Here is a 23286-nt window from a genome sequence, read left to right on the forward strand (position 1 = left end):
CGCGACCTGCTGAACACCTACGACTTCCCGGGCGATGACACCCCGATCGTCGTTGGCTCCGCGCTGATGGCCCTGAACGGTCAGGACGACAACGAGATGGGCGTTTCCGCCGTGCGCAAGCTGGTAGAAACCCTGGACTCCTACATCCCCGAGCCGGTTCGTGCCATCGACCAGCCCTTCCTGATGCCGATCGAAGACGTGTTCTCGATCTCCGGCCGTGGCACCGTGGTGACCGGTCGTGTCGAGCGCGGCATCGTCAAGGTCCAGGAAGAAGTGGAAATCGTCGGCATCCGTCCGACCACCAAGACCACCTGCACCGGCGTGGAAATGTTCCGCAAGCTGCTCGACGAAGGTCGTGCTGGCGAGAACGTCGGCGTCCTGCTGCGCGGCACCAAGCGTGAAGACGTGGAGCGTGGTCAGGTTCTGGCCAAGCCGGGCACCATCAAGCCGCACACCAAGTTCGAGTGCGAAGTGTACGTGCTGTCCAAGGAAGAAGGCGGTCGTCACACCCCGTTCTTCAAGGGCTACCGTCCGCAGTTCTACTTCCGTACCACCGACGTGACCGGCAACTGCGAGCTGCCGGAAGGCGTCGAGATGGTAATGCCGGGTGACAACGTCAAGATGACCGTCACCCTGATCGCCCCGATCGCCATGGAAGACGGCCTGCGCTTCGCGATCCGCGAAGGCGGCCGTACCGTTGGTGCCGGCGTGGTTGCCAAGATCATCGAGTAATCCTTGATCTAGCGCATGAGGAAAAGGGGCCCTTCGGGGCCCCTTTTTCGTTGGATTGGTTAAATATTGACACCCTCCAGGGGCATCCGTACAATTGCGCCTCCTTTTAACGGGCGGAGTCCGCCCGTTGGGAATGGCAACTTGGAGTCTGAGGTCAAATGCAAAATCAACAAATCCGTATTCGGTTGAAGGCTTTTGACCATCGCCTGATCGACCAATCTACCCAGGAAATCGTGGAAACCGCGAAACGTACTGGCGCTCAGGTGCGTGGTCCGATTCCTCTGCCGACCCGCAAGGAACGTTACACCGTGCTGATTTCCCCGCACGTCAACAAGGACGCTCGTGACCAGTACGAAATTCGTACCCACAAGCGTGTGCTCGACATCGTTCAGCCGACCGACAAGACCGTCGACGCGCTGATGAAGCTCGACCTTGCTGCTGGCGTCGAAGTACAGATCAGCCTCGGCTAATGCCTTCGGCATTGGTCGTGTAACGCTCTGAAATGGGCGGCCATAGCGGGTGAAAGCCCCGTACACTAAAGAGGTTCTTAAGATGACAATTGGTGTTGTCGGTCGTAAGTGCGGCATGACCCGCATTTTCACCGAAGATGGTGTCTCCATTCCGGTCACGGTCATTGAGGTCGAGCCGAATCGCGTCACCCAGTTCAAGAACGAAGAGACCGATGGCTATCGCGCTGTGCAGGTGACTGCCGGCGAGCGTCGTGCTTCTCGCGTGACCAAGGCCCAGGCCGGTCACTTTGCCAAGGCGAATGTCGCCGCCGGTCGCGGCGTGTGGGAATTCCGTCTGGGCGAAGAGGAGTTCAAGGCAGGCGATTCCATCTCCGTCGATCTGTTCCAGGCGGGCCAGCTGGTAGACGTTACCGGCGAGTCCAAGGGTAAAGGCTACGCCGGTACCATCAAGCGCTGGAACTTCCGTGGTCAGGACAATACCCACGGTAACTCCGTTTCCCACCGCGTCCCGGGTTCGATCGGCCAGTGCCAGACTCCTGGTCGAGTGTTCAAGGGCAAGAAAATGTCCGGTCACATGGGTGCTGAGCGCGTAACCGTTCAATCCCTTGAGGTCGTGCGTGTCGATGCCGAACGTAATCTGCTGCTGGTCAAGGGTGCCGTTCCCGGCGCTACCGGTGGTGACGTGTTCGTGCGTCCGGCAGCCAAGGCTCGCGGTTAAGAGGGGAAGCTGAGATGCAACTTAATGTGAACGGCGCTCAGGCTATCGAAGTCTCCGAGCGTACCTTTGGCAGCGAATTCAACGAGACTCTGGTTCACCAGGCTGTCGTCGCCTACATGGCTGGCGGTCGTCAGGGCACCCGTGCTCAGAAGACTCGTTCCGAAGTTTCTGGTGGCGGCAAGAAGCCGTGGCGTCAGAAGGGCACCGGTCGTGCTCGCGCTGGCACCATCCGCAGCCCCATCTGGCGTGGGGGCGGCACCACTTTCGCCGCCAAACCGCAGGATCACTCCCAGAAGCTCAACAAGAAGATGTACCGCGCAGCCCTGCGCTCCATCCTCTCCGAGCTGGTCCGTCTGGACCGCCTGGTTGTCGTTGCCGACTTCGCCGTCGATGCACCGAAAACCAAGGGTCTGGTCAGCAAGCTGGACGGCCTGGGCCTGAAAGACGTGCTGATCGTCACCGATGGCGTTGATGAAAACCTGTACCTGGCTGCGCGCAACCTGGCGCACGTCGATGTACGCGACGTCCAGGGTTCCGACCCGGTCAGCCTGATCGCCTACGACAAGGTGCTCGTCACCGTGTCCGCCGTGAAGAAGTTCGAGGAGCTGCTGGCATGAACCAGGAACGCGTATTCAAAGTGCTGCTGGGCCCGCATGTTTCCGAGAAAGCCACCGGGCTTGCGGACGGCAAGAGCCAATTCGTTTTCAAGGTTGCCACTGATGCAACCAAGCTGGAAATCAAGAAGGCCGTCGAAAGCCTGTTCGGCGTGAAAGTACGTCGCGTCACCACCCTGAACGTTCAGGGCAAGACCAAGCGTACCGTTCGCGGCCTGGGCAAGCGTAACGACTGGAAGAAGGCGTACATCGCCCTTCAGCCCGGCCAAGATCTCGATTTCGCAGCTGGCGCTGAGTAAAGGGGTGCATCATGGCAATCGTTAAATGCAAACCGACTTCCGCTGGTCGTCGCTTCGTCGTCAAGGTCGTGAACCAGAACCTGCACAAGGGTGCTCCGTTCGCTGGCCTGGTCGAGAAGAAGTCCAAGTCGGGCGGCCGTAACAACAACGGTCGTATCACCACCCGCCACATCGGCGGTGGTCACAAGCAGCACTACCGTCTGGTCGACTTCCGCCGCAACAAGGATGGCATCCCTGCCATCGTCGAGCGCGTGGAATACGATCCGAACCGTACCGCTCACATCGCTCTGCTGAAATACGCGGACGGCGAGCGTCGTTACATCATCGCCCCCAAAGGCGTGGTGGCTGGCGATCAACTGATCTCCGGTATCGGCGCTCCGATCAGGGCTGGCAACAACATGCCGCTGCGCAACATCCCGGTTGGTAGCACCATCCACGGTATCGAGCTGAAGCCGGGCAAAGGCGCCCAGCTGGTTCGCTCCGCTGGCGCCTCGGCCCAGCTGGTAGCCCGTGAAGGCGCTTACGTAACCGTGCGTCTGCGTTCCGGTGAAATGCGCAAAGTCCTGGCTGACTGCCGTGCGACCCTGGGTGAAGTCTCGAACTCCGAGCACAGCCTGCGTTCGCTGGGCAAGGCCGGTGCCAAGCGCTGGCGCGGCATTCGCCCGACCGTTCGTGGTGTCGCCATGAACCCGGTCGACCACCCGCATGGTGGTGGTGAAGGTCGTACCTCTGCTGGTCGTCATCCGGTATCGCCGTGGGGTCTTCAGACCAAGGGTAAGAAGACTCGCGCGAACAAGCGTACCGATAACATGATCGTCCGTCGCCGCAAGTAAATAGAGGGATACGACAGTGCCGCGTTCTCTGAAAAAAGGTCCTTTTATCGATCTTCACCTGCTGAAGAAGGTCGAAGTGGCGGTGGAAAAGAACGACCGTAAGCCGATCAAGACCTGGTCGCGTCGTTCGATGATTCTGCCGCATATGGTTGGTCTGACCATCGCTGTCCACAACGGCCGTCAACACGTGCCGGTCCTGGTCAACGAAGACATGGTCGGTCACAAACTCGGCGAGTTCGCTGCTACCCGCACTTATCGTGGGCATGCTGCGGACAAGAAAGCCAAGCGTTAAGGGGTAAGGAAGATGGAAGTAGCCGCTAAGCTGTCGGGCGCTCGTATCTCCGCCCAGAAAGCCCGCTTGGTCGCCGACCAGATCCGCGGGAAGAAGGTGGGCGAAGCGCTCAACCTCCTGGCTTTCAGCAGTAAGAAAGCCGCCGAGATCATGAAGAAAGTGCTGGAGTCGGCTGTTGCCAACGCTGAGCACAACGAAGGCGCTGATGTGGACGACCTGAAGGTCTCCACCGTCTTCGTCAACGAAGGTCGTTCGCTCAAGCGCATCATGCCGCGCGCCAAAGGCCGTGCTGATCGCATCGTCAAGCGGTCTTGCCATATCACTGTCAAGGTTGCGGACAAGTAACGGAGTCGATCAGATGGGTCAGAAAGTACATCCCAATGGCATCCGCCTGGGTATCGTCAAGGAGCACACCTCCGTTTGGTACGCAGATAAGCGCACTTACGCCGATTATCTGTTCGCCGACCTGAAGGTTCGTGAGTACCTCCAAGACAAACTAAAAAGCGCGTCCGTAAGCCGTATCGATATCCATCGCCCGGCTCAAACCGCACGCATCACCATCCACACCGCCCGTCCCGGTATCGTGATCGGCAAGAAAGGTGAGGATGTCGAGAAGCTGCGTCAGGACCTGACCAAGCAAATGGGTGTGCCCGTGCACATCAACATCGAGGAAATCCGCAAGCCGGAACTCGATAGCATGCTGGTTGCGCAGAGCGTAGCTCAGCAGCTGGAACGCCGCGTCATGTTCCGTCGCGCCATGAAGCGCGCCGTACAGAACGCCATGCGTATTGGTGCCAAGGGCATCAAGATCCAGGTGAGCGGTCGTTTGGGCGGCGCTGAAATTGCTCGTACCGAATGGTATCGCGAAGGTCGTGTGCCCCTGCACACCCTGCGCGCCGATATCGACTATGCAACCTACGAAGCGCACACCACCTACGGTGTGATCGGTGTCAAGGTTTGGATCTTCAAGGGTGAGGTCATTGGTGGCCGCCAGGAAGAGCTCAAGCCGGTAGCGCCCGCTCCTCGTAAAAAAGCTGCTAAGTAAGGAGTACGCAAATGCTGCAACCTAAGCGTACGAAGTTCCGCAAGCAAATGACCGGTCACAACCGTGGCCTGGCTCATCGCGGTAGCAAAGTCAGCTTCGGCGAGTTCGCTCTCAAGGCGACCAGCCGTGGCCGTCTCACCGCGCGTCAGATCGAGTCCGCACGTCGTGCGCTGACCCGTCACGTAAAACGTGGCGGCAAGATCTGGATCCGCGTATTCCCCGACAAGCCGGTTACCAAGAAGCCCCTGGAAGTACGTATGGGTAAAGGTAAGGGCGGCGTCGAGTACTGGGTAGCCCAGATTCAACCGGGCAAGGTCCTGTACGAGATCGAGGGTGTATCCGAAGAGCTGGCGCGTGAGGCATTCGCCCTGGCTGCTGCAAAGCTGCCGCTCGCCACCTCCTTTGTTAAGCGGACGGTGATGTGATGAAAGCGAATGAACTTCGTGAGAAATCCGTGGAGCAGCTGAACGAGCAACTGCTCGGCCTGCTGCGCGACCAGTTCAATCTGCGCATGCAGAAGGCAACTGGCCAGTTGGCGCAGTCCCACCTGCTCTCGCAGGTGAAGCGCGACATCGCTCGCGTCAAAACTGTGCTCAATCAGCAAGCAGGTAAGTGAACATGGCTGAAGCTCAGAAAACCGTCCGTACGCTGACCGGCCGCGTCGTCAGCGACAAGATGGACAAGACCGTCACCGTTCTGATCGAGCGTCGCGTCAAGCACCCGATCTACGGCAAATACGTGAAGCGTTCGACCAAGCTGCACGCCCACGACGAAACCAATCAGTGCCGCATTGGTGACCTGGTCACCATTCGCGAAACCCGTCCGCTGGCCAAGACCAAGGCCTGGACCCTGGTTGATATCGTCGAGCGCGCGGTGGAAGTCTAAGGGTCGGAGATAGATAATGATTCAGACTCAATCCATGCTCGATGTCGCTGACAACAGCGGCGCGCGTCGCGTAATGTGCATCAAGGTGCTCGGCGGTTCCCACCGTCGCTACGCCGGCATTGGCGACATCATCAAAGTCACCGTCAAGGAAGCGATTCCGCGCGGCAAGGTGAAGAAAGGCCAGGTCATGACTGCCGTGGTCGTTCGCACCAAGCACGGCGTTCGTCGCACCGACGGCTCCATCATCCGCTTCGACGGTAACGCCGCCGTCCTGCTGAACAACAAGCAGGAGCCGATCGGCACCCGTATCTTCGGGCCCGTGACTCGTGAACTTCGTACCGAGAAGTTCATGAAGATCGTCTCGCTCGCCCCTGAAGTGCTGTAAGGAGTAGCCGTCATGCAAAAAATTCGTCGTGACGACGAAGTCATCGTCATTGCCGGCAAGGACAAGGGCAAGCGTGGCAAGGTGCTGAAAGTTCTCGCTGACGACCGTCTGGTCGTTGGCGGCGTGAACCTGATCAAGCGCCACACCAAGCCCAACCCCATGCTCAACCAGCAAGGCGGGATCGTCGAGAAGGAGGCGCCTCTGCACGTCTCCAACGTCGCCATCTTCAACCCGGAAACCAGCAAGGCTGACCGCGTTGGCTTCAAGGTAGAAGACGGTAAGAAGGTTCGTGTCTTCAAGTCGACCCAGAAACCGGTCCAGGCTTGAGGGAGTAGGTAGATACCATGGCACGATTGAAAGAACTGTACCGGAAGGAAATCGCGCCCAAGCTGAAGCAAGAGCTTCAGCTGGCGAACGTGATGGAAGTTCCGCGCGTTACCAAAATCACCCTGAACATGGGTCTTGGCGAAGCTGTCGGTGACAAGAAAGTCATCGAGAGCGCCGTGGCCGATCTGGAAAAGATCGCAGGCCAAAAGCCGGTCGTGACTTACGCTCGTAAGTCCATCGCCGGCTTCAAGATCCGTGAAGGCTGGCCGATCGGCGTGAAGGTCACCCTGCGTGGCGACCGCATGTACGAATTCCTGGACCGCCTGCTCGCCATCTCGCTGCCGCGCGTGCGTGACTTCCGCGGCCTGAATGCCAAGTCCTTCGATGGCCGCGGCAACTACAGCATGGGCGTGAAAGAGCAGATCATCTTCCCGGAAATCGATTACGACAAGATCGATGCTCTGCGCGGCATGGACATCACTCTGACCACCACCGCCCGTACGGATGATGAAGGTCGCGCTCTGCTGCGCGCCTTCAACTTCCCGTTCCGCAACTGATTGGAGTAGGACCATGGCCAAAGAGAGCATGAAAAACCGTGAGCTGAAGCGTCAGCGCACGGTAGCCAAGTACGCCCAGAAGCGTGCCGAGCTGAAAGCGATCATCGCTAATCCGAACTCCTCCCAGGAAGAGCGTTGGAATGCGCAGGTCGCCCTGCAGAAGCAACCGCGTGACGCGAGCGCCAGCCGCCTGCGTAACCGTTGCCGCCTGACCGGTCGTCCGCACGGCTTCTACCGCAAGTTCGGCCTGAGCCGTAACAAGCTGCGTGAAGCCGCCATGCGCGGCGACGTACCGGGCCTGGTGAAAGCCAGCTGGTAAGTCGGCAAGCGGAGCCGGCAACGGCTCCGTTGATCGCTTAACGAATCAAGCCCCCTCGTGGGGCTTGATTCGTTTTTGAGCGATCTCTAGAATACCCGGCTCCCCCGAGCCAGGGGTTTATCTCGCCTGGTCTTTTGTGGGTGAGTTTCGTTAAGGCTTATCTTTTGTATCAGGAGCATTAAGCCCATGAGTATGCAGGACCCGTTAGCAGACATGCTAACTCGCATCCGTAATGCCCAGATGGCTGAAAAGACCGTCGTGAGCATGCCGTCTTCCAAGCTGAAGGCGGCTGTAGCCAAAGTCCTCAAGGACGAAGGTTACATTGCGGACTTCCAAGTCAGCGCCGAGGCCAAGCCTCAGCTTTCCATCGAGCTGAAGTACTTCGAAGGCAAGCCTGTCATCGAAGAAGTGAAGCGCATCAGCCGTCCTGGCCTCCGCCAGTACAAGTCCGTAGATCAGCTGCCGAAAGTTCGCGGCGGTCTGGGTGTATCGATCGTCTCCACCAACAAGGGTGTGATGACTGACCGTGCCGCCCGTGCCGCAGGCGTCGGTGGCGAAGTGCTCTGCACTGTGTTCTAAGGGGAATCAGCATGTCTCGCGTTGCTAAGAACCCCGTCAAGCTGCCCGCCGGTGTCGAAATCAAGCTGGCTGGCCAGGAACTCTCGGTCAAGGGCTCCAAAGGCTCCCTCGAGCTGAAGGTCCATCCGTCCGTAGAAGTCATCCAGGACAACGGTGAGTTGCGTTTCGCCGCCCGTAACGGCGACCAGCAGACCCGCGCCATGGCCGGTACCACCCGCGCCCTGGTCAACAACATGGTGATCGGCGTCAGCCAGGGCTTCGAGCGCAAGCTCCAGCTGGTCGGCGTTGGTTACAAAGCGCAGGCCAAAGGCCAAGTGCTGTCCCTGGCTCTCGGCTTCTCCCACCCGGTTGATTACGAACTGCCCGCCGGCATCATCGCTGAAACCCCCAGCCAGACCGATATCCTGATCAAGGGCATCGACAAGCAGCTGGTCGGTCAGGTCGCCGCGGAAATTCGCGACTTCCGTCCGCCGGAGCCTTACAAAGGCAAGGGTGTGCGGTATTCCGACGAAGTCGTACTTCGTAAAGAAGCCAAGAAGAAGTAGGGCATAGCAAATGAGCGTCAAGAAAGAAACCCGTCTGCGTCGCGCTCGCAAGGCACGCCTGAAGATGCGCGAGCTGGAAACCGTACGCCTTTGCGTGTACCGCTCCTCCCAGCACATTTACGCCCAGGTCATCGCGGCCGACGGCGGCAAGGTCCTGGCCAGCGCCTCGACCCTGGACAAGGAACTGCGCGAAGGTGCCACCGGCAACGTCGACGCAGCCAAGAAAGTTGGTCAACTGGTCGCCGAACGCGCCAAGGCTGCCGGCGTCACTCAGGTGGCGTTCGACCGTTCTGGCTTCAAGTACCACGGCCGTATCAAGGCCCTGGCTGATGCCGCTCGCGAAGGCGGTCTGGAGTTCTAAGTTATGGCAAACAACGATCAAAAGCGCGACGAAGGCTACATCGAGAAGCTGGTTCAAGTTAACCGCGTCGCCAAAACCGTAAAAGGTGGCCGTATCTTCGCCTTCACCGCGCTGACCGTGGTTGGCGATGGCAAAGGCCGTGTTGGCTTCGGTCGTGGCAAGGCGCGTGAAGTGCCGGCCGCCATCCAGAAGGCCATGGAAGCTGCTCGCCGCAACATGATCCAGGTGGATCTGAACGGCACCACCCTGCAGTACCCGACCAAGTCCGCCCATGGCGCCTCCAAGGTGTACATGCAGCCGGCTTCCGAAGGTACCGGCATCATCGCCGGCGGCGCCATGCGTGCCGTCCTGGAAGTGGCCGGTGTGCAGAACGTTCTGGCCAAGTGCTACGGTTCGACCAACCCGGTCAACGTGGTATACGCCACCTTCAAGGGCCTGAAGAACATGCAGTCCCCTGAGTCGGTAGCGGCCAAGCGTGGCAAGAGCGTCGAGGAGATTCTCTAACCATGGCAACTGTCAAAGTTACCCTGATCAAAAGCCTGAACGGCCGTCTGGCCAATCACAAGGCTTGCGTCAAAGGCCTGGGCCTGCGTCGCATCAATCATACCGTCGAAGTTCAGGACACTCCTGAGAACCGCGGCATGATCAACAAGGCTTACTACCTGCTGCGTGTGGAGGGTTAATCCATGCAACTGAACGATCTGCGTTCCGCGCCGGGTGCCCGTCGCGAGAAGCTGCGTCCGGGCCGTGGCATCGGTAGCGGTCTGGGCAAGACCGGTGGCCGTGGTCACAAAGGTCAGACCTCTCGCTCCGGCGGCACCATCGCCCCGGGCTTCGAGGGTGGCCAGCAGCCGCTGCACCGCCGTCTGCCGAAGTTCGGCTTCAAGTCCCTGAAAGCCCTGGATCGCGCTGAGGTTCGTACCTCCGAGCTGGCCAAGGTCGAAGGCGAAGTCGTCACCGTGCAGGCCCTGAAGGATGCCAACGTGATCAACCGCAACGTACAGCGCGTCAAAGTCGTGCTGTCCGGTGAAGTTGCCCGCGCGGTCACCCTGAAAGGCATCGGCGCCACCAAGGGCGCTCGTGCGGCTATCGAAGCAGCTGGCGGCAAAATCGAGGACTAAATGGCTAAGCAAGGTGCTCTCTCTGCGCTGAGCAACGGTGGCGGTCTGTCCGAGCTCTGGGCACGTCTGCGTTTCCTGTTCCTGGCGATCATCGTCTATCGGATAGGTGCGCACATCCCGGTTCCGGGCATCAACCCCGATCGCTTGGCGGCACTGTTCCGGCAGAACGAGGGGACCATTCTTAGCCTCTTCAACATGTTTTCCGGCGGCGCGCTGGAGCGCATGAGCATCTTCGCACTGGGGATCATGCCGTACATCTCGGCATCGATCATCATGCAGCTCATGACCGCTATCAGCCCGCAGCTGGAGCAGTTGAAGAAAGAGGGTGAGTCTGGGCGTCGCAAGATCAGCCAGTACACCCGCTACGCAACGCTCGTCCTGGCACTGGTCCAGGCCATCGGCATGGCCGTTGGTCTGGGCAGCCAGGGCGTGGCCTTCTCCAATGACTTCGGCTTCTACTTCGTGGCAGTCACCACCTTCGTGGCGGGTGCGCTGTTCATGATGTGGCTGGGCGAGCAGATCACCGAGCGGGGCGTCGGCAATGGTATCTCCATGCTGATCTTCTCCGGGATCGTCGCCGGCCTGCCGCGCGCTATCGGGCAGTCCTTCGAGTCCGCCCGCCAAGGTGACATCAACATCTTCGCCCTGATCGCCGTAGGCCTGCTGGCCGTCGCGATCATCGCGTTCGTGGTGTTCATCGAGCGCGGTCAGCGCCGCATCGCCGTGCATTACGCCAAGCGCCAGCAAGGTCGCAAGGTGTTTGCCGCGCAAACCAGCCATCTGCCGCTGAAAGTGAACATGGCGGGCGTGATCCCGGCCATCTTCGCCAGCAGCATCCTGCTGTTCCCGGCGTCCCTGGGCGCCTGGTTCGGTCAGTCGGAGGGCCTGGGTTGGCTGCAGGACGTCGCGCAAGCGATCGCGCCGGGGCAGCCGCTGAACATTCTGCTGTTTAGTGCAGGGATCATCTTCTTCTGCTTCTTCTACACAGCGCTGATGTTCAATCCCAAGGACGTGGCGGAAAACCTCAAGAAGTCCGGTGCATTTATTCCGGGTATTCGTCCGGGCGAACAGTCCGCTCGCTACATCGATGGCGTGCTGACCCGTTTGACCATGTTCGGTGCCCTGTACATGACGGCGGTGTGCCTGTTGCCCCAGTTCCTGGTGGTGGCTGCTCACGTTCCGTTCTACCTCGGCGGGACCTCGTTGCTGATCGTGGTCGTGGTTGTGATGGACTTTATGGCCCAAGTACAATCGCACCTCGTTTCTCACCAGTACGAATCCCTCATGAAGAAAGCCAACCTGAAGGGTTATGGCGGCAGCAGCATGCTGCGCTGACCGGCCCGTAAGGTTAGTAGGAGTCACTGATGAAAGTTCGTGCATCGGTTAAGAAGCTGTGCCGCAACTGCAAGATCATCCGTCGCGAAGGCGTCGTTCGCGTGATCTGCAGCGCGGAGCCGCGTCACAAGCAGCGCCAAGGCTGAGTGTGAACCACGCGTTATAGCCCGGCAGCTAGTGCGCTGCCGGGTTGATTATTTGTTATTACAGCGCTAATATCCGCGCCCTTTCTTGGCTTCCTGGGCGCCGGGTAGCTGTCAATTGGAGTTTTTCTGAATGGCCCGTATTGCAGGCGTAAACATTCCGGATAACAAGCACACTGTTATCTCGCTGACCTACATCTATGGTGTCGGTCGCACCACCGCACAGAGCATCTGCGCTGCCACCGGCATCAGCCCGGTAGTGAAGATCAAGGAACTGAGCGAAGAGCAGATCGATTCGCTGCGCAACGAGGTGGCCAAGCTGACCACCGAAGGTGACCTGCGCCGCGAAATCAACATGAACATCAAGCGTCTGATGGACCTCGGTTGCTACCGCGGTCTGCGTCATCGTCGCGGTCTGCCGGTTCGCGGTCAGCGTACCAAGACCAACGCGCGCACCCGCAAGGGCCCGCGTAAGCCGATCCGCAAGTAATCGCTTAGGAATATAGTCATGGCAAAACCTGCTGCTCGTCCTCGTAAGAAAGTCAAAAAGACGGTGGTTGACGGGATCGCGCATATCCACGCGTCCTTCAACAACACCATCGTTACCATCACCGACCGTCAGGGCAACGCCCTGTCCTGGGCCACTTCCGGTGGTTCGGGCTTCCGCGGCTCGCGTAAGAGCACCCCGTTCGCTGCCCAGGTAGCGGCCGAGCGTGCCGGCCAGGCTGCTCTGGAATACGGTCTGAAGAACCTTGACGTCAACGTCAAAGGCCCGGGCCCGGGTCGCGAATCGGCTGTTCGTGCGCTGAATGCCTGCGGTTACAAGATCGCCAGCATTACCGACGTAACCCCGATCCCGCACAACGGCTGCCGCCCGCCGAAAAAGCGTCGCGTGTAATAGGAGACAGTGAGAAATGGCTCGTTACATTGGTCCCAAATGCAAACTGTCTCGCCGTGAAGGCACCGACCTGTTCCTGAAGAGCGGCGCTCGCGCTCTGGACTCCAAGTGCAAGGCCGAACAGGTTCCTGGCCAGCACGGCGCTCGCCGTGGCCGTCTGTCCGACTACGGTCTGCAGCTGCGTGAGAAGCAGAAAGTTCGCCGCATCTATGGTGTTCTGGAGCGTCAGTTCCGTGGTTACTACCAAGAGGCTTCCCGCCGCAAGGGCTCCACTGGTGAGAACCTGCTGCAACTGCTGGAATGCCGTCTGGACAACGTCGTCTACCGTATGGGCTTCGGTTCCACCCGTTCGGAATCCCGTCAGCTGGTGTCCCACAAGACCATCAGCGTGAACGGTCAGACCGTCAACATCCCGTCCTACCAGATCAAGGCCGGTGACGTCGTTGCTGTTCGCGAGAAGTCGAAGAACCAGCTGCGTATCGCCCAAGCCCTGGACCTGTGCGCCCAGCGCGGCCGCGTTGAATGGGTCGAAGTGGACGCCGACAAGAAGTCCGGTACCTTCAAGAGTGTTCCGGCTCGCGCCGATCTGTCCGCCGACATCAACGAAAACCTGATTGTCGAGCTCTACTCCAAGTAAGGGCTAGAAAATAGGTGCATCCATGCAGAGTTCGGTAAATGAGTTCCTGACCCCCCGCCACATCGATGTGCAGGTGGTCAGCCAAACCCGCGCCAAGATCACGCTCGAGCCTCTCGAGCGTGGCTTCGGCCATACCCTGGGCAACGCGCTGCGTCGCATCCTGTTGTCCTCCATGCCTGGCTGCGCAGTGGTCGAGGCCGAGATCGACGGCGTACTCCACGAGTACTCGGCGATCGAAGGTGTGCAGGAAGATGTCATCGAGATCCTGCTCAACCTGAAAGGTCTGGCCATCAAGCTGCACGGCCGTGACGAAGTGACGCTGACCCTGGCGAAAAAGGGCTCGGGTGTGGTGACCGCTGCCGATATTCAGCTGGATCATGATGTCGAGATCGTCAACGGTGACCATGTTATCGCCCACCTGGCCGATAACGGCGCGCTGAACATGAAGCTGAAAGTCGCTCGTGGCCGTGGCTACGAGCCGGCTGATGCCCGCTCGAGCGATGAAGACGAAAGCCGCAGCATCGGCCGTCTGCAGCTCGACGCCTCGTTCAGCCCCGTACGTCGTGTTGCCTACGTGGTCGAGAACGCCCGTGTCGAACAGCGTACCAACCTGGACAAGCTGGTCCTCGATCTGGAAACCAACGGCACCCTGGACCCCGAAGAGGCTATCCGTCGCGCCGCTACCATCCTGCAACAGCAGCTGGCAGCGTTCGTGGACCTCAAGGGCGACAGCGAGCCCGTCGTTGAAGAGCAGGAAGACGAGATCGATCCGATCCTGCTGCGTCCGGTCGATGACCTGGAGCTGACCGTTCGTTCGGCCAACTGCCTGAAGGCGGAGAACATCTACTACATCGGTGACCTGATCCAGCGCACCGAAGTAGAGCTGCTGAAAACTCCGAACCTGGGCAAGAAGTCCCTGACCGAAATCAAGGACGTTCTGGCCTCTCGCGGTCTGTCCCTCGGTATGCGCCTCGACAACTGGCCGCCGGCAAGTCTTAAGAAAGACGACAAGGCTACTGCCTGATCGTCGTAGCTACCGAACGTAAAGTTTGGAAAGGAATTGAACCATGCGCCATCGTAAAAGTGGTCGTCACCTGAGCCGTACCAGCTCGCACCGCAAGGCCATGTTCCAGAACATGGCTGTGTCGCTGTTCGAGCACGAGCTGATCAAAACCACCCTGCCCAAAGCCAAGGAACTGCGCCGCGTTGCCGAGCCGCTGATCACCCTGGCCAAGGAAGACAGCGTCGCCAACCGTCGTCTGGCTTTCGACCGTACTCGTTCGAAAGAAGCCGTAGGCAAGCTGTTCAACGAGCTGGGCAAGCGCTACGCCAACCGTCCGGGCGGCTACCTGCGCATCCTCAAGTGCGGTTTCCGCGCTGGCGACAACGCCCCCATGGCGTACGTCGAGCTGGTTGATCGTGCTGTAGGCGGCGAAGCGGTTGAAGCTGCCGAGTAAGGCGAAAGCCACTCGTGAAAAACCGGGCCCAGGCCCGGTTTTTTATTGCCCGCCGGAAATGTATCTCGTTCCCTTCGGCCCCATGGTCCACGTGCCTGGTGAGGCGCTGCCGCGCCGTCGGGACTATCCTCGACTTGACGCGGATCATGGTCGTCGAGGAGCCAATTCTCTTCAATTCCTCATCGGATTCATGGAGCTGACTGATGCAAGGCCATGCTGAAGTAATCGACTACCTCAATACCCTGCTGACTGGCGAGCTGGCCGCGCGTGACCAGTACTTCATCCACTCGCGCATGTACGAGGACTGGGGGTTCGCCAAGCTCTACGAGCGCCTCAACCACGAGATGGAAGAGGAAACCCAGCACGCCGATGCCCTGATCCGCCGCATCCTGCTGCTGGAGGGCACGCCGCGCATGCGCCCCGACGATATCCACGCGGGCCGTACCGTGCCGGAGATGCTCGAGGCCGACCTCAAGCTGGAGCGCCAGGTGCGCGCAGCCCTGGCCAAGGGCATCGCCCTTTGCGAGCAGCACAAGGATTTCGTCAGCCGCGACATCCTCAAGACCCAACTGGCCGACACCGAGGAAGACCATGCCTACTGGCTGGAGCAGCAACTCGGGCTGATCGCCAAGATAGGCCTGGAGAACTACCTGCAGTCGCAGATATGAGCTTCCACCCGCACTGAAAGAAGCCCCTCGCGCCCGCCGGACGCAGGGGCTTTTTTGTTGCCACTACGCGCTGCCGGGAGGATTGCAGTGCTGTATTGCCGCTGTTCGGGACGCTATCAGGCGCGGTTCTGGTAAGAGATAAAAACTATCGCGCCGTTGCTTTTCATAAATTGGTCCCTCCAGCGGAGCGGTACTAGTCTTAACCCACCGTCGGCAAGCTGTCGATCAGACCGACCCGATGAGGACAAAGGAGAAAGCAATGTCGAATGAAGCGAAATGCCCGTTCCATTATGTTGCTGGTGGCGGCACCACCAACCAGGACTGGTGGCCGAATCAACTGAAGCTGGAAGTGCTGAACCAGCATTCGGAAAGATCCAACCCGTTGGGTGAGAAGTTCAACTATCGCGACGAGTTCAAGAAACTCGACTACTCGGCCCTGAAGGCCGACCTGAAACACCTGATGACCGACTCCCAGGAATGGTGGCCGGCCGACTGGGGCCACTACGGCGGCCTGATGATCCGCATGGCCTGGCACGCCGCCGGGACCTACCGCATCGCCGACGGCCGCGGCGGCGCCGGCCGTGCGCAACAACGCTTCGCCCCGCTGAACTCCTGGCCGGACAACGTCAGCCTGGACAAGGCGCGGCGCCTGCTCTGGCCGATCAAGCAGAAATATGGGCAGAAGATTTCCTGGGGCGACCTGATGGTGCTCGCCGGCAACGTGGCCCTGGAAACCATGGGTTTCCGTACCTTCGGTTTCGGTGCCGGCCGTGACGATGTCTGGGAGCCGGACACCGACGTCAACTGGGGTGACGAGAAAGCCTGGCTGGTGCACCGCGACCCCGAGGCCCTGGCCAAGAACCCCCTGGCCGCCACCGAGATGGGCCTGATCTACGTGAACCCGGAAGGCCCGAACGCCAGCGGCGACCCGCTCTCGGCCGCGCCGGCCATCCGTGCGACCTTCGGCAACATGGCGATGAACGACGAGGAAATCGTCGCCCTGATCGCCGGTGGCCATACCCTCGGCAAGACCCACGGCGCCGGCCCGGCCGATAACGTGGGCGCGGCACCCGAAGCCGCCTCCATCGAGCAGCAGGGCATCGGCTGGGCCAGCAGCTACGGCTCCGGCAGCGGTGCCGACGCCATCACCTCCGGCATCGAGGTGGTGTGGACGCAGACTCCCACCCAGTGGAGCAACTTCTTCTTCGAGAACCTGTTCAAGTACGAATGGGAGCAGACCCGCTCGCCCGCCGGGGCCATCCAGTGGGTCGCCAAGGACGCGCCGGAGATCATCCCCGATCCCTTCGACCCGTCGAAGAAGCGCAAGCCGACCATGCTCACCACCGACCTGACCCTGCGCTTCGACCCCGAGTTCGGAAAGATCTCGCGGCGCTTCCTCAACGATCCGCAGGCCTTCGCCGACGCCTTCGCCCGCGCCTGGTTCAAGCTGACCCACCGCGACATGGGGCCGAAGGCCCGCTACCTCGGCCCGGAAGTGCCGAAGGAAGACCTGATCTGGCAAGACCCGCTGCCGCCGGCCACGCACAACCCGAGCGCCGCGGACATCGCCGAACTGAAGGCGAAGATCGCCGAGTCCGGCCTGTCGACCGCCGAGCTGGTGTCCACCGCCTGGGCCTCGGCCTCCACCTTCCGCGGTGGCGACAAGCGCGGTGGTGCCAATGGCGCGCGCATTCGCCTGGCGCCGCAGAAGGACTGGGAGGTCAATAACCCGCCGCAACTGGCCAAGGTGCTGGCCAAGCTCGACGAGATCCAGAGGAGCACCGGCAAGGCATCGCTGGCCGACGTGATCGTGCTGGCCGGCAACGTGGGCGTCGAGCAGGCCGCCAGGGCTGCTGGCGTGAATGTCGACGTGCCCTTCGCACCGGGCCGTGTGGACGCTCGCCAGGACCAGACCGACGTCGAATCCTTCGAGGTGCTGGAGCCCATCGCAGATGGCTTCCGCAACTACAAGAGCGCCAATCCCGGTACCTCCACCGAGGCACTGCTGGTCGACAAGGCCCAGCTGCTGACCCTGACCGCTCCGGAGCTGACTGTGCTCGTCGGCGGCCTGCGCATGCTGGGTGCCAACTACGATGGTAGCGCCCACGGCGTGTTCACCGACAAGCCCGGCGTGCTCAGCAACGACTTCTTCGTCAACCTGCTGGACATGGGCACCGTCTGGGCGCCTGTGGACGGCTCGGCGGAAGTCTTCGAAGGCCGCGCCCGCAAGGGCGGTGAACCGAAGTGGACCGCCACCCGTGCCGACCTGATCTTCGGTTCGCACTCGGTGCTGCGTGCGCTGGCCGAGGTCTACGCCAGCAGCGATGCCAAGGAGAAATTCGTCAGGGACTTCGTCGCCGCCTGGACCAAGGTGATGAACCTGGACCGTTTCGACCTGGCCTGATGTTCGTCGGCTGAAAAGAGAAAGCCCCGCTTCGCAGGCTGTGTGAAAACCTCAGGATCGGTCCCACTGGTTAAAAAACAACCTGGATTTCGCGTTTCTACGTGGATTCTGGATTGGCTGAATAGCCAAGCCTCTTCAGATTTCACGTAGGAACGCGCTCTTCGAAGAGCCGCTCGGTTTTTCACACAGCCTGATCGGCGGGGCTTTTTCCTGTCAGGCGCGGTCGCGTTCCAGCAGTGGCTTGAGGAAGCGCCCGGTGTGCGACGCCTCCATCTCCGCCACCTGCTCCGGCGTGCCGCTGGCGATGATCTGGCCACCCTTGGAGCCGCCCTCGGGGCCGAGGTCGACCAGCCAGTCGGCGGTCTTGATCACGTCCAGGTTGTGCTCGATCACCACCACGGTGTTGCCGTGGTCGCGCAGGCGGTGCAGCACGTCGAGCAGTTGCTGGATGTCCGCGAAGTGCAGGCCGGTGGTCGGCTCGTCGAGGATGTACAGGGTCTTGCCGGTATCGCGCTTGGACAGCTCGCGGGACAGCTTCACCCGCTGCGCCTCGCCGCCGGACAGGGTGGTCGCGCTCTGCCCCAGCTTGATGTACGACAGGCCCACGTCGATCAGCGTCTGCAGCTTGCGGGCGATGGCCGGAACGGCGTCGAAGAACGCCCGGGCGTCCTCGATGGTCATGTCCAGCACCTCGGTGATGCTCTTGCCCTTGTAGCGGATCTCCAGCGTCTCGCGGTTGTAGCGCTTGCCCTTGCAGACGTCGCAGGGTACGTAGATGTCCGGCAGGAAGTGCATCTCCACCTTGATCACGCCATCGCCCTGGCAGGCCTCGCAGCGGCCGCCCTTGACGTTGAACGAGAAGCGCCCCGGGCCGTAGCCGCGCGAGCGGGCTTCCGGCACCCCGGCGAACAGCTCGCGGATGGGGGTGAACAGGCCGGTGTAGGTCGCCGGGTTCGAGCGCGGGGTGCGGCCGATCGGGCTCTGGTCGATGTCCACCACCTTGTCCAGGTGCTGCAGGCCGTCGAAGGAATCGTAGGGCGCGACCTCCAGGCTGGTGGCGCCGTTCAGCGCGGTGGCGGTGATCGGGAACAGGGTGTTGTTGATCAGCGTCGACTTGCCCGAGCCGGACACGCCGGTGACGCAGGTGAACAGGCCGACCGGCAGCTCCAGGTTGACGTTGCGCAGGTTGTTGCCGCGCGCGCCCTTGAGCTTTAGCAACTGCTTCTTGTTGCGCGGCGTGCGCGTGGCCGGCACCACGATCTTCTGGCGGCCGGAGAGGTACTTGCCGGTGACCGAGTCCGGGTGGCTCATGACCTGCTCGGGGGTGCCCTCGGCGACGATCTGCCCGCCGTGCACGCCGGCGCCGGGGCCGATGTCCACCACATAGTCGGCGAGGCGGATGGCGTCCTCGTCGTGCTCCACCACTATCACCGTGTTGCCCAGGTTGCGCAGGTGGGTGAGGGTGGCCAGTAGGCGCTCGTTGTCGCGCTGGTGCAGGCCGATGGAGGGCTCGTCGAGGATGTACATCACCCCCACCAGGCCGGCGCCGATCTGGCTGGCCAGGCGGATGCGCTGGGCCTCGCCGCCGGACAGGGTGTCGGCGCTGCGGTCGAGGGTCAGGTAGTCGAGGCCGACGTTGACCAGGAACTGCAGGCGCTCGCGGATCTCCTTGAGGATCTTCGCCGCGATCTCGCCGCGGCGGCCGGTCAGGGTCAGCCCGGCGGCGTATTCGCTGGCCTCGCCCACCGGCATCGCGGTGACCGCCGGCAGGGTCCTGTCGCCCACCCACACGTGGCGCGCCTCGCGGCGCAGGCGGGTGCCGTGGCAGTCCGGGCAGGGCTGGGTGCTGAGGAACTTGGCCAGCTCCTCGCGCACGGTCATGGACTCGGTCTCGCGGTAGCGGCGCTCCAGGTTCGGCAGGATGCCTTCGAAGGGGTGGGCGCGCTTGACGATGTCGCCGCGGTCGTTGAGGTAGCGGAACTCGACGTTCTCGCGGCCCGAACCGTTCAGGATGAACTTCTGGTGCTCGGCGGAGAGCTCCTGGAAGGGCTCCTCCAGGCTGAAGCCGAAGTGCGCGGCCAGCGAGCCGAGCATCTGGAAGTAGTAGACGTTGCGCCTGTCCCAGCCGCGGATGGCGCCCTCGGCCAGGGTCAGCTCGCCGTTGACCACCCGGCGCGCGTCGAAGAACTGCTTCACGCCCAGGCCGTCGCAGGTGGGGCAGGCGCCGGCCGGGTTGTTGAAGGAGAACAGCTTGGGCTCCAGCTCGCTGATGGAGTGGCCGCAGACCGGGCAGGCGAAGCGCGCGGAGAAGATCATCTCCTCGCCTTCTTCGCCCTGCTTTTTGTCGTCTTCGTCGGGCAGTGGCGCCACCAGGGCGATGCCGTCGGCCAGGTTGATGGCCGTCTCGAAGGACTCCGCCAGGCGCTGCTGCAAGTCGCCGCGGACCTTGAAGCGGTCCACCACCACGTCGATGGAGTGCTTCTGCTTCTTGTCCAGCTTGGGCAGTTCGTCCAGCTCGTAGAGCTTGCCGTCGACCCGCGCGCGGACGAAGCCCTGGGCGCGCATCTCCTCGAACACCGCCAGGTGCTCGCCCTTGCGTTCGCGGATCACCGGGGCCAGCAGCATCAGCCGGCGGCCCTCGGGCAGCGCCAGCACCTGGTCGACCATCTGGCTGACGGTCTGCGCCTCCAGCGGGATGTCGTGGTCCGGGCAGCGCGGGATGCCGACGCGGGCGTAGAGCAGGCGCAGGTAGTCGTAGATCTCGGTGATGGTGCCCACGGTGGAGCGCGGGTTGTGCGAAGTGGACTTCTGCTCGATGGAGATCGCCGGCGACAGGCCCTCGATGGTGTCGACGTCGGGTTTTTCCATCATCGAGAGGAACTGCCGGGCATAGGCCGACAGGGATTCCACGTAGCGGCGCTGGCCCTCGGCGTAGAGGGTGTCGAAGGCCAGGGAGGACTTGCCGGAGCCGGACAGGCCGGTGATCACGATCAGCTTGTCGCGGGGCAGGGTCAGGTCGATGTTCTTCAGGTTGTGGGTACGTGCCCCACGGATGAGGATCTTGTCCACAGCGGCCTCGCATGGCGGGCGAAAACCGCTGAGTATACGTTTCCCCGGCAGTACGCGGCAAAGTGGCGCGTCTGTGCCGCCGGGCGGCAGGGCTGCTAGAATGCCCGGCTATTTTTCGGCGTCGGCGGCAGCCGGCCATCCGGGAACGGATGGGCACGCCATTGCGGGAGCAAGAAGCACAAGCCCGCTCCAGTCATTCCCCTGAGGGACTTATGCACGACACCCACACTGAGCGCATGAGTGGCACCGAAACCCGCGCGGCCGTCGGCCTTTCCCTGGTCTTCGCGTTCCGCATGCTCGGCATGTTCATGGTCCTGCCGGTACTCGCCACCTACGGTCAGGACCTGGCCGGCGCGACCCCGGCGCTGATCGGCCTGGCCATCGGCGCCTACGGCCTGACCCAGGCCATCCTGCAGATACCCCTGGGCACCCTGTCCGACCGCATCGGCCGCCGGCCGATCATCGTCGTCGGCCTGCTGGTGTTCGCCCTCGGCGCGGCCGTGGCGGCCAACGCCGACGGCATCTGGGGCGTCATCGCCGGGCGGGTGATCCAGGGCGCCGGGGCGATCTCCGCCGCGGTCATGGCCATGCTCTCCGACCTCACCCGCGAGCAGCACCGCACCAAGGCCATGGCCACCATCGGCATGAGCATCGGCGTGTCCTTCGCCGTGGCCATGGTCGCCGGCCCGGTGCTGACGCACCTGTTCGGCCTGCATGGGCTGTTCTGGTTCACCGCCGGCATGGCGCTGGTCGGCCTGCTGATCATCCTGTTCTTCGTCCCCAGCCCGGACCACCGCCTGCAGCACCGCGAGTCCAGCGTGGCCGCCCAGGCGCTGATCCCGACCCTGAAGAATGCCGACCTGCTGCGCCTGGACGCCGGCATCCTGGTGCTGCACGCCATCCTCATGGCCAGCTTCGTGGCCCTGCCGCTGGCCCTGGTGGAGCGCGCCGGGCTGCCCAAGGAAGAGCACTGGTGGGTCTACCTGACCGCGCTGCTGGTGGGCTTCTTCGGCATGGTGCCGTTCATCATCTACGCCGAGAAGAAGCGCCAGATGAAGCGCGTGCTGGCCGGCGCGGTGGCCACCCTGCTGCTGTGCGAGCTGTTCTTCTGGGAATTCGGCTACAGCCTGAAGGAACTGGTGTTCGGCATCATCGTCTACTTCACCGCCTTCAACCTGCTGGAAGCCTCACTGCCGTCGCTGGTGAGCAAGGTGTCGCCGGCCGGCGGCAAGGGCACAGCGATGGGCGTGTACTCCACCAGCCAGTTCCTCGGCGCTGCGGTGGGCGGCATCCTCGGCGGCTGGATGTTCCAGCACGGCGGGCTGGACGGGGTGTTCATCGGCTGCGCGGCGCTGGCTGCCATCTGGCTGGCGATTGCTGTTACCATGCGTGAACCGCCGTATGTAACGAGCATCCGCCTGCCCCTGTCTGACGAGGCGCTGCGCGATGCCTCGTTGGCCGAGCGTTTCAAGGCATTGCCCGGTGTGAGCGATGTGATGGTGGTCGCCGAAGAGGCCGCCGCTTATGTCAAAGTAGATTCCCAACAAGTGGATCGCACGTCCCTCGAGCGCCTGGCAGGCGCCGAGCCGGCGACGTGCTGAAGCCTTTAGGAGAGCGTCATGGCCCGTGGGGTTAACAAAGTCATTCTGGTTGGTAACGTCGGTGGCGATCCGGAAACCCGCTACCTGCCCAACGGCAACGCGGTGACCAACGTCACCCTGGCCACCAGCGAGAGCTGGAAGGACAAGCAGACCGGCCAGCAGCAGGAACGTACCGAATGGCACCGCGTGGTGTTCTTCGGCCGCCTGGCGGAGATCGTCGCCGAGTACGTGCGCAAGGGCTCGCAGATCTACGTCGAAGGCAGCCTGCGTACCCGCAAGTGGCAGGGCCAGGACGGTCAGGACAAGTACACCACCGAGATCGTGGTGGACATCAACGGCAACATGCAACTGCTCGGCGGCCGTCCGGGCGCCGGCGGCGACGACGCCCCGCGCGCGCCGCGCGAACCCCAGCAGCGCCCGCAACAGGCCCCGCGCCCGGCCCCGCAACAGCAGGCCGCCCCGGCTCCGCAACCGGCCGCCGACTACGACAGCTTCGACGACGACATTCCGTTCTAAGCGTCGGACAGCTCCGAAAAAAGCCCGGCATTCCCCTTGGGGATGCCGGGCTTTTTCATGCCTGTCTGCAAAGCGTCCGCTCCTATGTCCTGGACCCAAGGTGCTTTCGTTGTGGATTCACCGGCCACGCCAGACATCCCGGTGGCACGGCCAACGGCGGATAACCGCGAACGGTTATGCGCCCTACGGCATGGGAGGGCTTGGCGTAGGGCGGATAACGCCTACAGCGTTATCCGCCATGATCGCGGACAGAGTCCGCTCCTACGGTTCCAGGAAGCACGGTTGTAGGAGCGGACCTTGTCCGCGATTGGATTCACCGGCCACGCCGGACATCCCGGTGGCACGGCCAACGGCGGATAACCGCGAACGGTTATGCGCCCTACGGTATGGGAGGGCTTGGCGTAGGGCGCATAACGCCTACGGCGTTATCCGCCATGATCGCGGACAGAGTCCGCTCCTACGGTTCCAGGAAGCAC

The 23286-nt window shown here is 62.0% G+C and carries 34 protein-coding genes; 33 read left to right on the forward strand and 1 reads right to left on the reverse strand.

All coding sequences use genetic code 11. From position 1 onward, the window contains the following. From VV867_RS29100 to katG, 31 genes are all read left to right on the forward strand, one after another. The coding region (locus tag VV867_RS29100) for an EF-Tu/IF-2/RF-3 family GTPase (protein WP_328568281.1) at positions 1–732 on the forward strand (732 nt) is incomplete at its 5' end. 158 nt (positions 733–890) lie between these two features. After that, positions 891–1202, forward strand: a complete 312-nt coding sequence (gene rpsJ, locus VV867_RS29105; RefSeq protein ID WP_003243886.1) for a 30S ribosomal protein S10 — start codon at positions 891–893, stop codon at positions 1200–1202. A gap of 82 nt (positions 1203–1284) precedes the next feature. Beyond that, complete coding sequence (rplC, locus tag VV867_RS29110; protein ID WP_089393442.1) at positions 1285–1920, forward strand: 50S ribosomal protein L3; 636 nt, start codon at positions 1285–1287, stop codon at positions 1918–1920. Between the two features lie 14 nt (positions 1921–1934). After that, positions 1935–2537 (forward strand): 50S ribosomal protein L4, encoded by a 603-nt coding sequence (rplD, locus tag VV867_RS29115; RefSeq protein ID WP_009617148.1) that lies wholly within the window; start codon positions 1935–1937, stop codon positions 2535–2537. Then, a complete protein-coding gene (rplW, locus tag VV867_RS29120; RefSeq protein ID WP_009617150.1) occupies positions 2534–2833 on the forward strand; it encodes a 50S ribosomal protein L23 in 300 nt (99 codons plus the stop codon). Before rplD ends, rplW begins: the two co-directional genes overlap by 4 nt. Before the next feature lie 11 nt (positions 2834–2844). Next, a complete protein-coding gene (gene rplB / locus VV867_RS29125; protein WP_089393441.1) occupies positions 2845–3666 on the forward strand; it encodes a 50S ribosomal protein L2 in 822 nt (273 codons plus the stop codon). A gap of 16 nt (positions 3667–3682) precedes the next feature. Then, positions 3683–3958 carry a 30S ribosomal protein S19 gene (gene rpsS / locus VV867_RS29130; RefSeq protein WP_003093734.1) on the forward strand — a complete coding sequence of 92 codons (276 nt, stop codon included), beginning with the start codon at positions 3683–3685 and terminating at the stop codon, positions 3956–3958. 12 nt (positions 3959–3970) lie between these two features. Then, on the forward strand, positions 3971–4303 hold the full coding sequence (gene rplV / locus VV867_RS29135) for a 50S ribosomal protein L22 (protein WP_003103908.1): 333 nt from the start codon (positions 3971–3973) through the stop codon (positions 4301–4303). Positions 4304–4316: 13 nt separating this feature from the next. Further along, entirely contained in the window at positions 4317–5003 is a 687-nt protein-coding gene (rpsC, locus tag VV867_RS29140) for a 30S ribosomal protein S3 (RefSeq protein WP_009617162.1), read from the forward strand. Positions 5004–5014: 11 nt separating this feature from the next. Beyond that, positions 5015–5428, forward strand: a complete 414-nt coding sequence (gene rplP, locus VV867_RS29145; protein WP_009617163.1) for a 50S ribosomal protein L16 — start codon at positions 5015–5017, stop codon at positions 5426–5428. After that, positions 5428–5619, forward strand: a complete 192-nt coding sequence (gene rpmC / locus VV867_RS29150) for a 50S ribosomal protein L29 (protein WP_009617164.1) — start codon at positions 5428–5430, stop codon at positions 5617–5619. Before rplP ends, rpmC begins: the two co-directional genes overlap by 1 nt. A 2-nt stretch (positions 5620–5621) precedes the next feature. Next, the gene (rpsQ, locus tag VV867_RS29155; RefSeq protein WP_009617165.1) at positions 5622–5888 is read left to right on the forward strand and encodes a 30S ribosomal protein S17; all 267 of its coding nucleotides are present in this window, start codon (positions 5622–5624) and stop codon (positions 5886–5888) included. 16 nt (positions 5889–5904) lie between these two features. After that, the gene (gene rplN, locus VV867_RS29160) at positions 5905–6273 is read left to right on the forward strand and encodes a 50S ribosomal protein L14 (protein ID WP_003093714.1); all 369 of its coding nucleotides are present in this window, start codon (positions 5905–5907) and stop codon (positions 6271–6273) included. 12 nt (positions 6274–6285) lie between these two features. Beyond that, entirely contained in the window at positions 6286–6600 is a 315-nt protein-coding gene (gene rplX, locus VV867_RS29165; RefSeq protein WP_009617167.1) for a 50S ribosomal protein L24, read from the forward strand. A 17-nt stretch (positions 6601–6617) separates the two neighbouring features. Next, positions 6618–7157, forward strand: coding sequence for a 50S ribosomal protein L5 (gene rplE, locus VV867_RS29170; protein WP_089393439.1), 540 nt, complete (start codon positions 6618–6620; stop codon positions 7155–7157). 13 nt (positions 7158–7170) lie between these two features. Continuing rightward, complete coding sequence (rpsN, locus tag VV867_RS29175) at positions 7171–7476, forward strand: 30S ribosomal protein S14 (protein WP_009617169.1); 306 nt, start codon at positions 7171–7173, stop codon at positions 7474–7476. 186 nt (positions 7477–7662) lie between these two features. Further along, the gene (gene rpsH / locus VV867_RS29180) at positions 7663–8055 is read left to right on the forward strand and encodes a 30S ribosomal protein S8 (protein ID WP_109935921.1); all 393 of its coding nucleotides are present in this window, start codon (positions 7663–7665) and stop codon (positions 8053–8055) included. Between the two features lie 11 nt (positions 8056–8066). Further along, a complete protein-coding gene (rplF, locus tag VV867_RS29185) occupies positions 8067–8600 on the forward strand; it encodes a 50S ribosomal protein L6 (RefSeq protein WP_109935922.1) in 534 nt (177 codons plus the stop codon). Between the two features lie 10 nt (positions 8601–8610). Continuing rightward, a complete protein-coding gene (rplR, locus tag VV867_RS29190) occupies positions 8611–8961 on the forward strand; it encodes a 50S ribosomal protein L18 (protein WP_109935923.1) in 351 nt (116 codons plus the stop codon). A gap of 3 nt (positions 8962–8964) precedes the next feature. Then, positions 8965–9465: a 30S ribosomal protein S5 gene (rpsE, locus tag VV867_RS29195; RefSeq protein ID WP_009617173.1), complete on the forward strand. Its 501-nt coding sequence runs from the start codon at positions 8965–8967 to the stop codon at positions 9463–9465. A gap of 2 nt (positions 9466–9467) precedes the next feature. Further along, the gene (gene rpmD / locus VV867_RS29200) at positions 9468–9644 is read left to right on the forward strand and encodes a 50S ribosomal protein L30 (RefSeq protein ID WP_009617174.1); all 177 of its coding nucleotides are present in this window, start codon (positions 9468–9470) and stop codon (positions 9642–9644) included. 3 nt (positions 9645–9647) lie between these two features. Further along, the gene (gene rplO, locus VV867_RS29205) at positions 9648–10082 is read left to right on the forward strand and encodes a 50S ribosomal protein L15 (protein ID WP_009617175.1); all 435 of its coding nucleotides are present in this window, start codon (positions 9648–9650) and stop codon (positions 10080–10082) included. Next, entirely contained in the window at positions 10083–11417 is a 1335-nt protein-coding gene (gene secY, locus VV867_RS29210) for a preprotein translocase subunit SecY (RefSeq protein WP_009617177.1), read from the forward strand. Positions 11418–11446: 29 nt separating this feature from the next. Next, on the forward strand, positions 11447–11563 hold the full coding sequence (gene rpmJ / locus VV867_RS29215; protein ID WP_002555468.1) for a 50S ribosomal protein L36: 117 nt from the start codon (positions 11447–11449) through the stop codon (positions 11561–11563). Positions 11564–11693: 130 nt separating this feature from the next. Beyond that, complete coding sequence (gene rpsM / locus VV867_RS29220) at positions 11694–12050, forward strand: 30S ribosomal protein S13 (RefSeq protein WP_074985975.1); 357 nt, start codon at positions 11694–11696, stop codon at positions 12048–12050. Between the two features lie 18 nt (positions 12051–12068). Next, on the forward strand, positions 12069–12458 hold the full coding sequence (gene rpsK, locus VV867_RS29225; protein WP_003093689.1) for a 30S ribosomal protein S11: 390 nt from the start codon (positions 12069–12071) through the stop codon (positions 12456–12458). A gap of 16 nt (positions 12459–12474) precedes the next feature. After that, positions 12475–13095 carry a 30S ribosomal protein S4 gene (gene rpsD, locus VV867_RS29230; protein ID WP_109935924.1) on the forward strand — a complete coding sequence of 207 codons (621 nt, stop codon included), beginning with the start codon at positions 12475–12477 and terminating at the stop codon, positions 13093–13095. A 22-nt stretch (positions 13096–13117) separates the two neighbouring features. Further along, positions 13118–14119, forward strand: a complete 1002-nt coding sequence (locus tag VV867_RS29235) for a DNA-directed RNA polymerase subunit alpha (RefSeq protein WP_009617182.1) — start codon at positions 13118–13120, stop codon at positions 14117–14119. A 43-nt stretch (positions 14120–14162) separates the two neighbouring features. Then, a complete protein-coding gene (gene rplQ, locus VV867_RS29240) occupies positions 14163–14552 on the forward strand; it encodes a 50S ribosomal protein L17 (protein WP_089393437.1) in 390 nt (129 codons plus the stop codon). A 203-nt stretch (positions 14553–14755) separates the two neighbouring features. Continuing rightward, a complete protein-coding gene (gene bfr / locus VV867_RS29245) occupies positions 14756–15220 on the forward strand; it encodes a bacterioferritin (protein WP_275627800.1) in 465 nt (154 codons plus the stop codon). 259 nt (positions 15221–15479) lie between these two features. Next, entirely contained in the window at positions 15480–17624 is a 2145-nt protein-coding gene (katG, locus tag VV867_RS29250) for a catalase/peroxidase HPI (protein ID WP_275627799.1), read from the forward strand. Positions 17625–17837: 213 nt separating this feature from the next. Here katG and uvrA read toward each other — a convergent pair whose 3' ends face one another. Then, positions 17838–20693: an excinuclease ABC subunit UvrA gene (gene uvrA, locus VV867_RS29255; protein WP_328568282.1), complete on the reverse strand. Its 2856-nt coding sequence runs from the start codon at positions 20691–20693 to the stop codon at positions 17838–17840. A 212-nt stretch (positions 20694–20905) separates the two neighbouring features. Here uvrA and VV867_RS29260 point away from each other — a divergent pair, with 212 nt between their 5' ends. After that, the gene (locus tag VV867_RS29260) at positions 20906–22294 is read left to right on the forward strand and encodes an MFS transporter (RefSeq protein WP_109934862.1); all 1389 of its coding nucleotides are present in this window, start codon (positions 20906–20908) and stop codon (positions 22292–22294) included. An 18-nt stretch (positions 22295–22312) separates the two neighbouring features. Next, positions 22313–22810 carry a single-stranded DNA-binding protein gene (ssb, locus tag VV867_RS29265; protein ID WP_249917947.1) on the forward strand — a complete coding sequence of 166 codons (498 nt, stop codon included), beginning with the start codon at positions 22313–22315 and terminating at the stop codon, positions 22808–22810. Positions 22811–23286 lie beyond the last annotated feature (476 nt).

Source organism: Pseudomonas sp. JH-2 (assembly GCF_036231725.1).
Taxonomy (GTDB): Bacteria; Pseudomonadota; Gammaproteobacteria; order Pseudomonadales; family Pseudomonadaceae; genus Pseudomonas; species Pseudomonas delhiensis.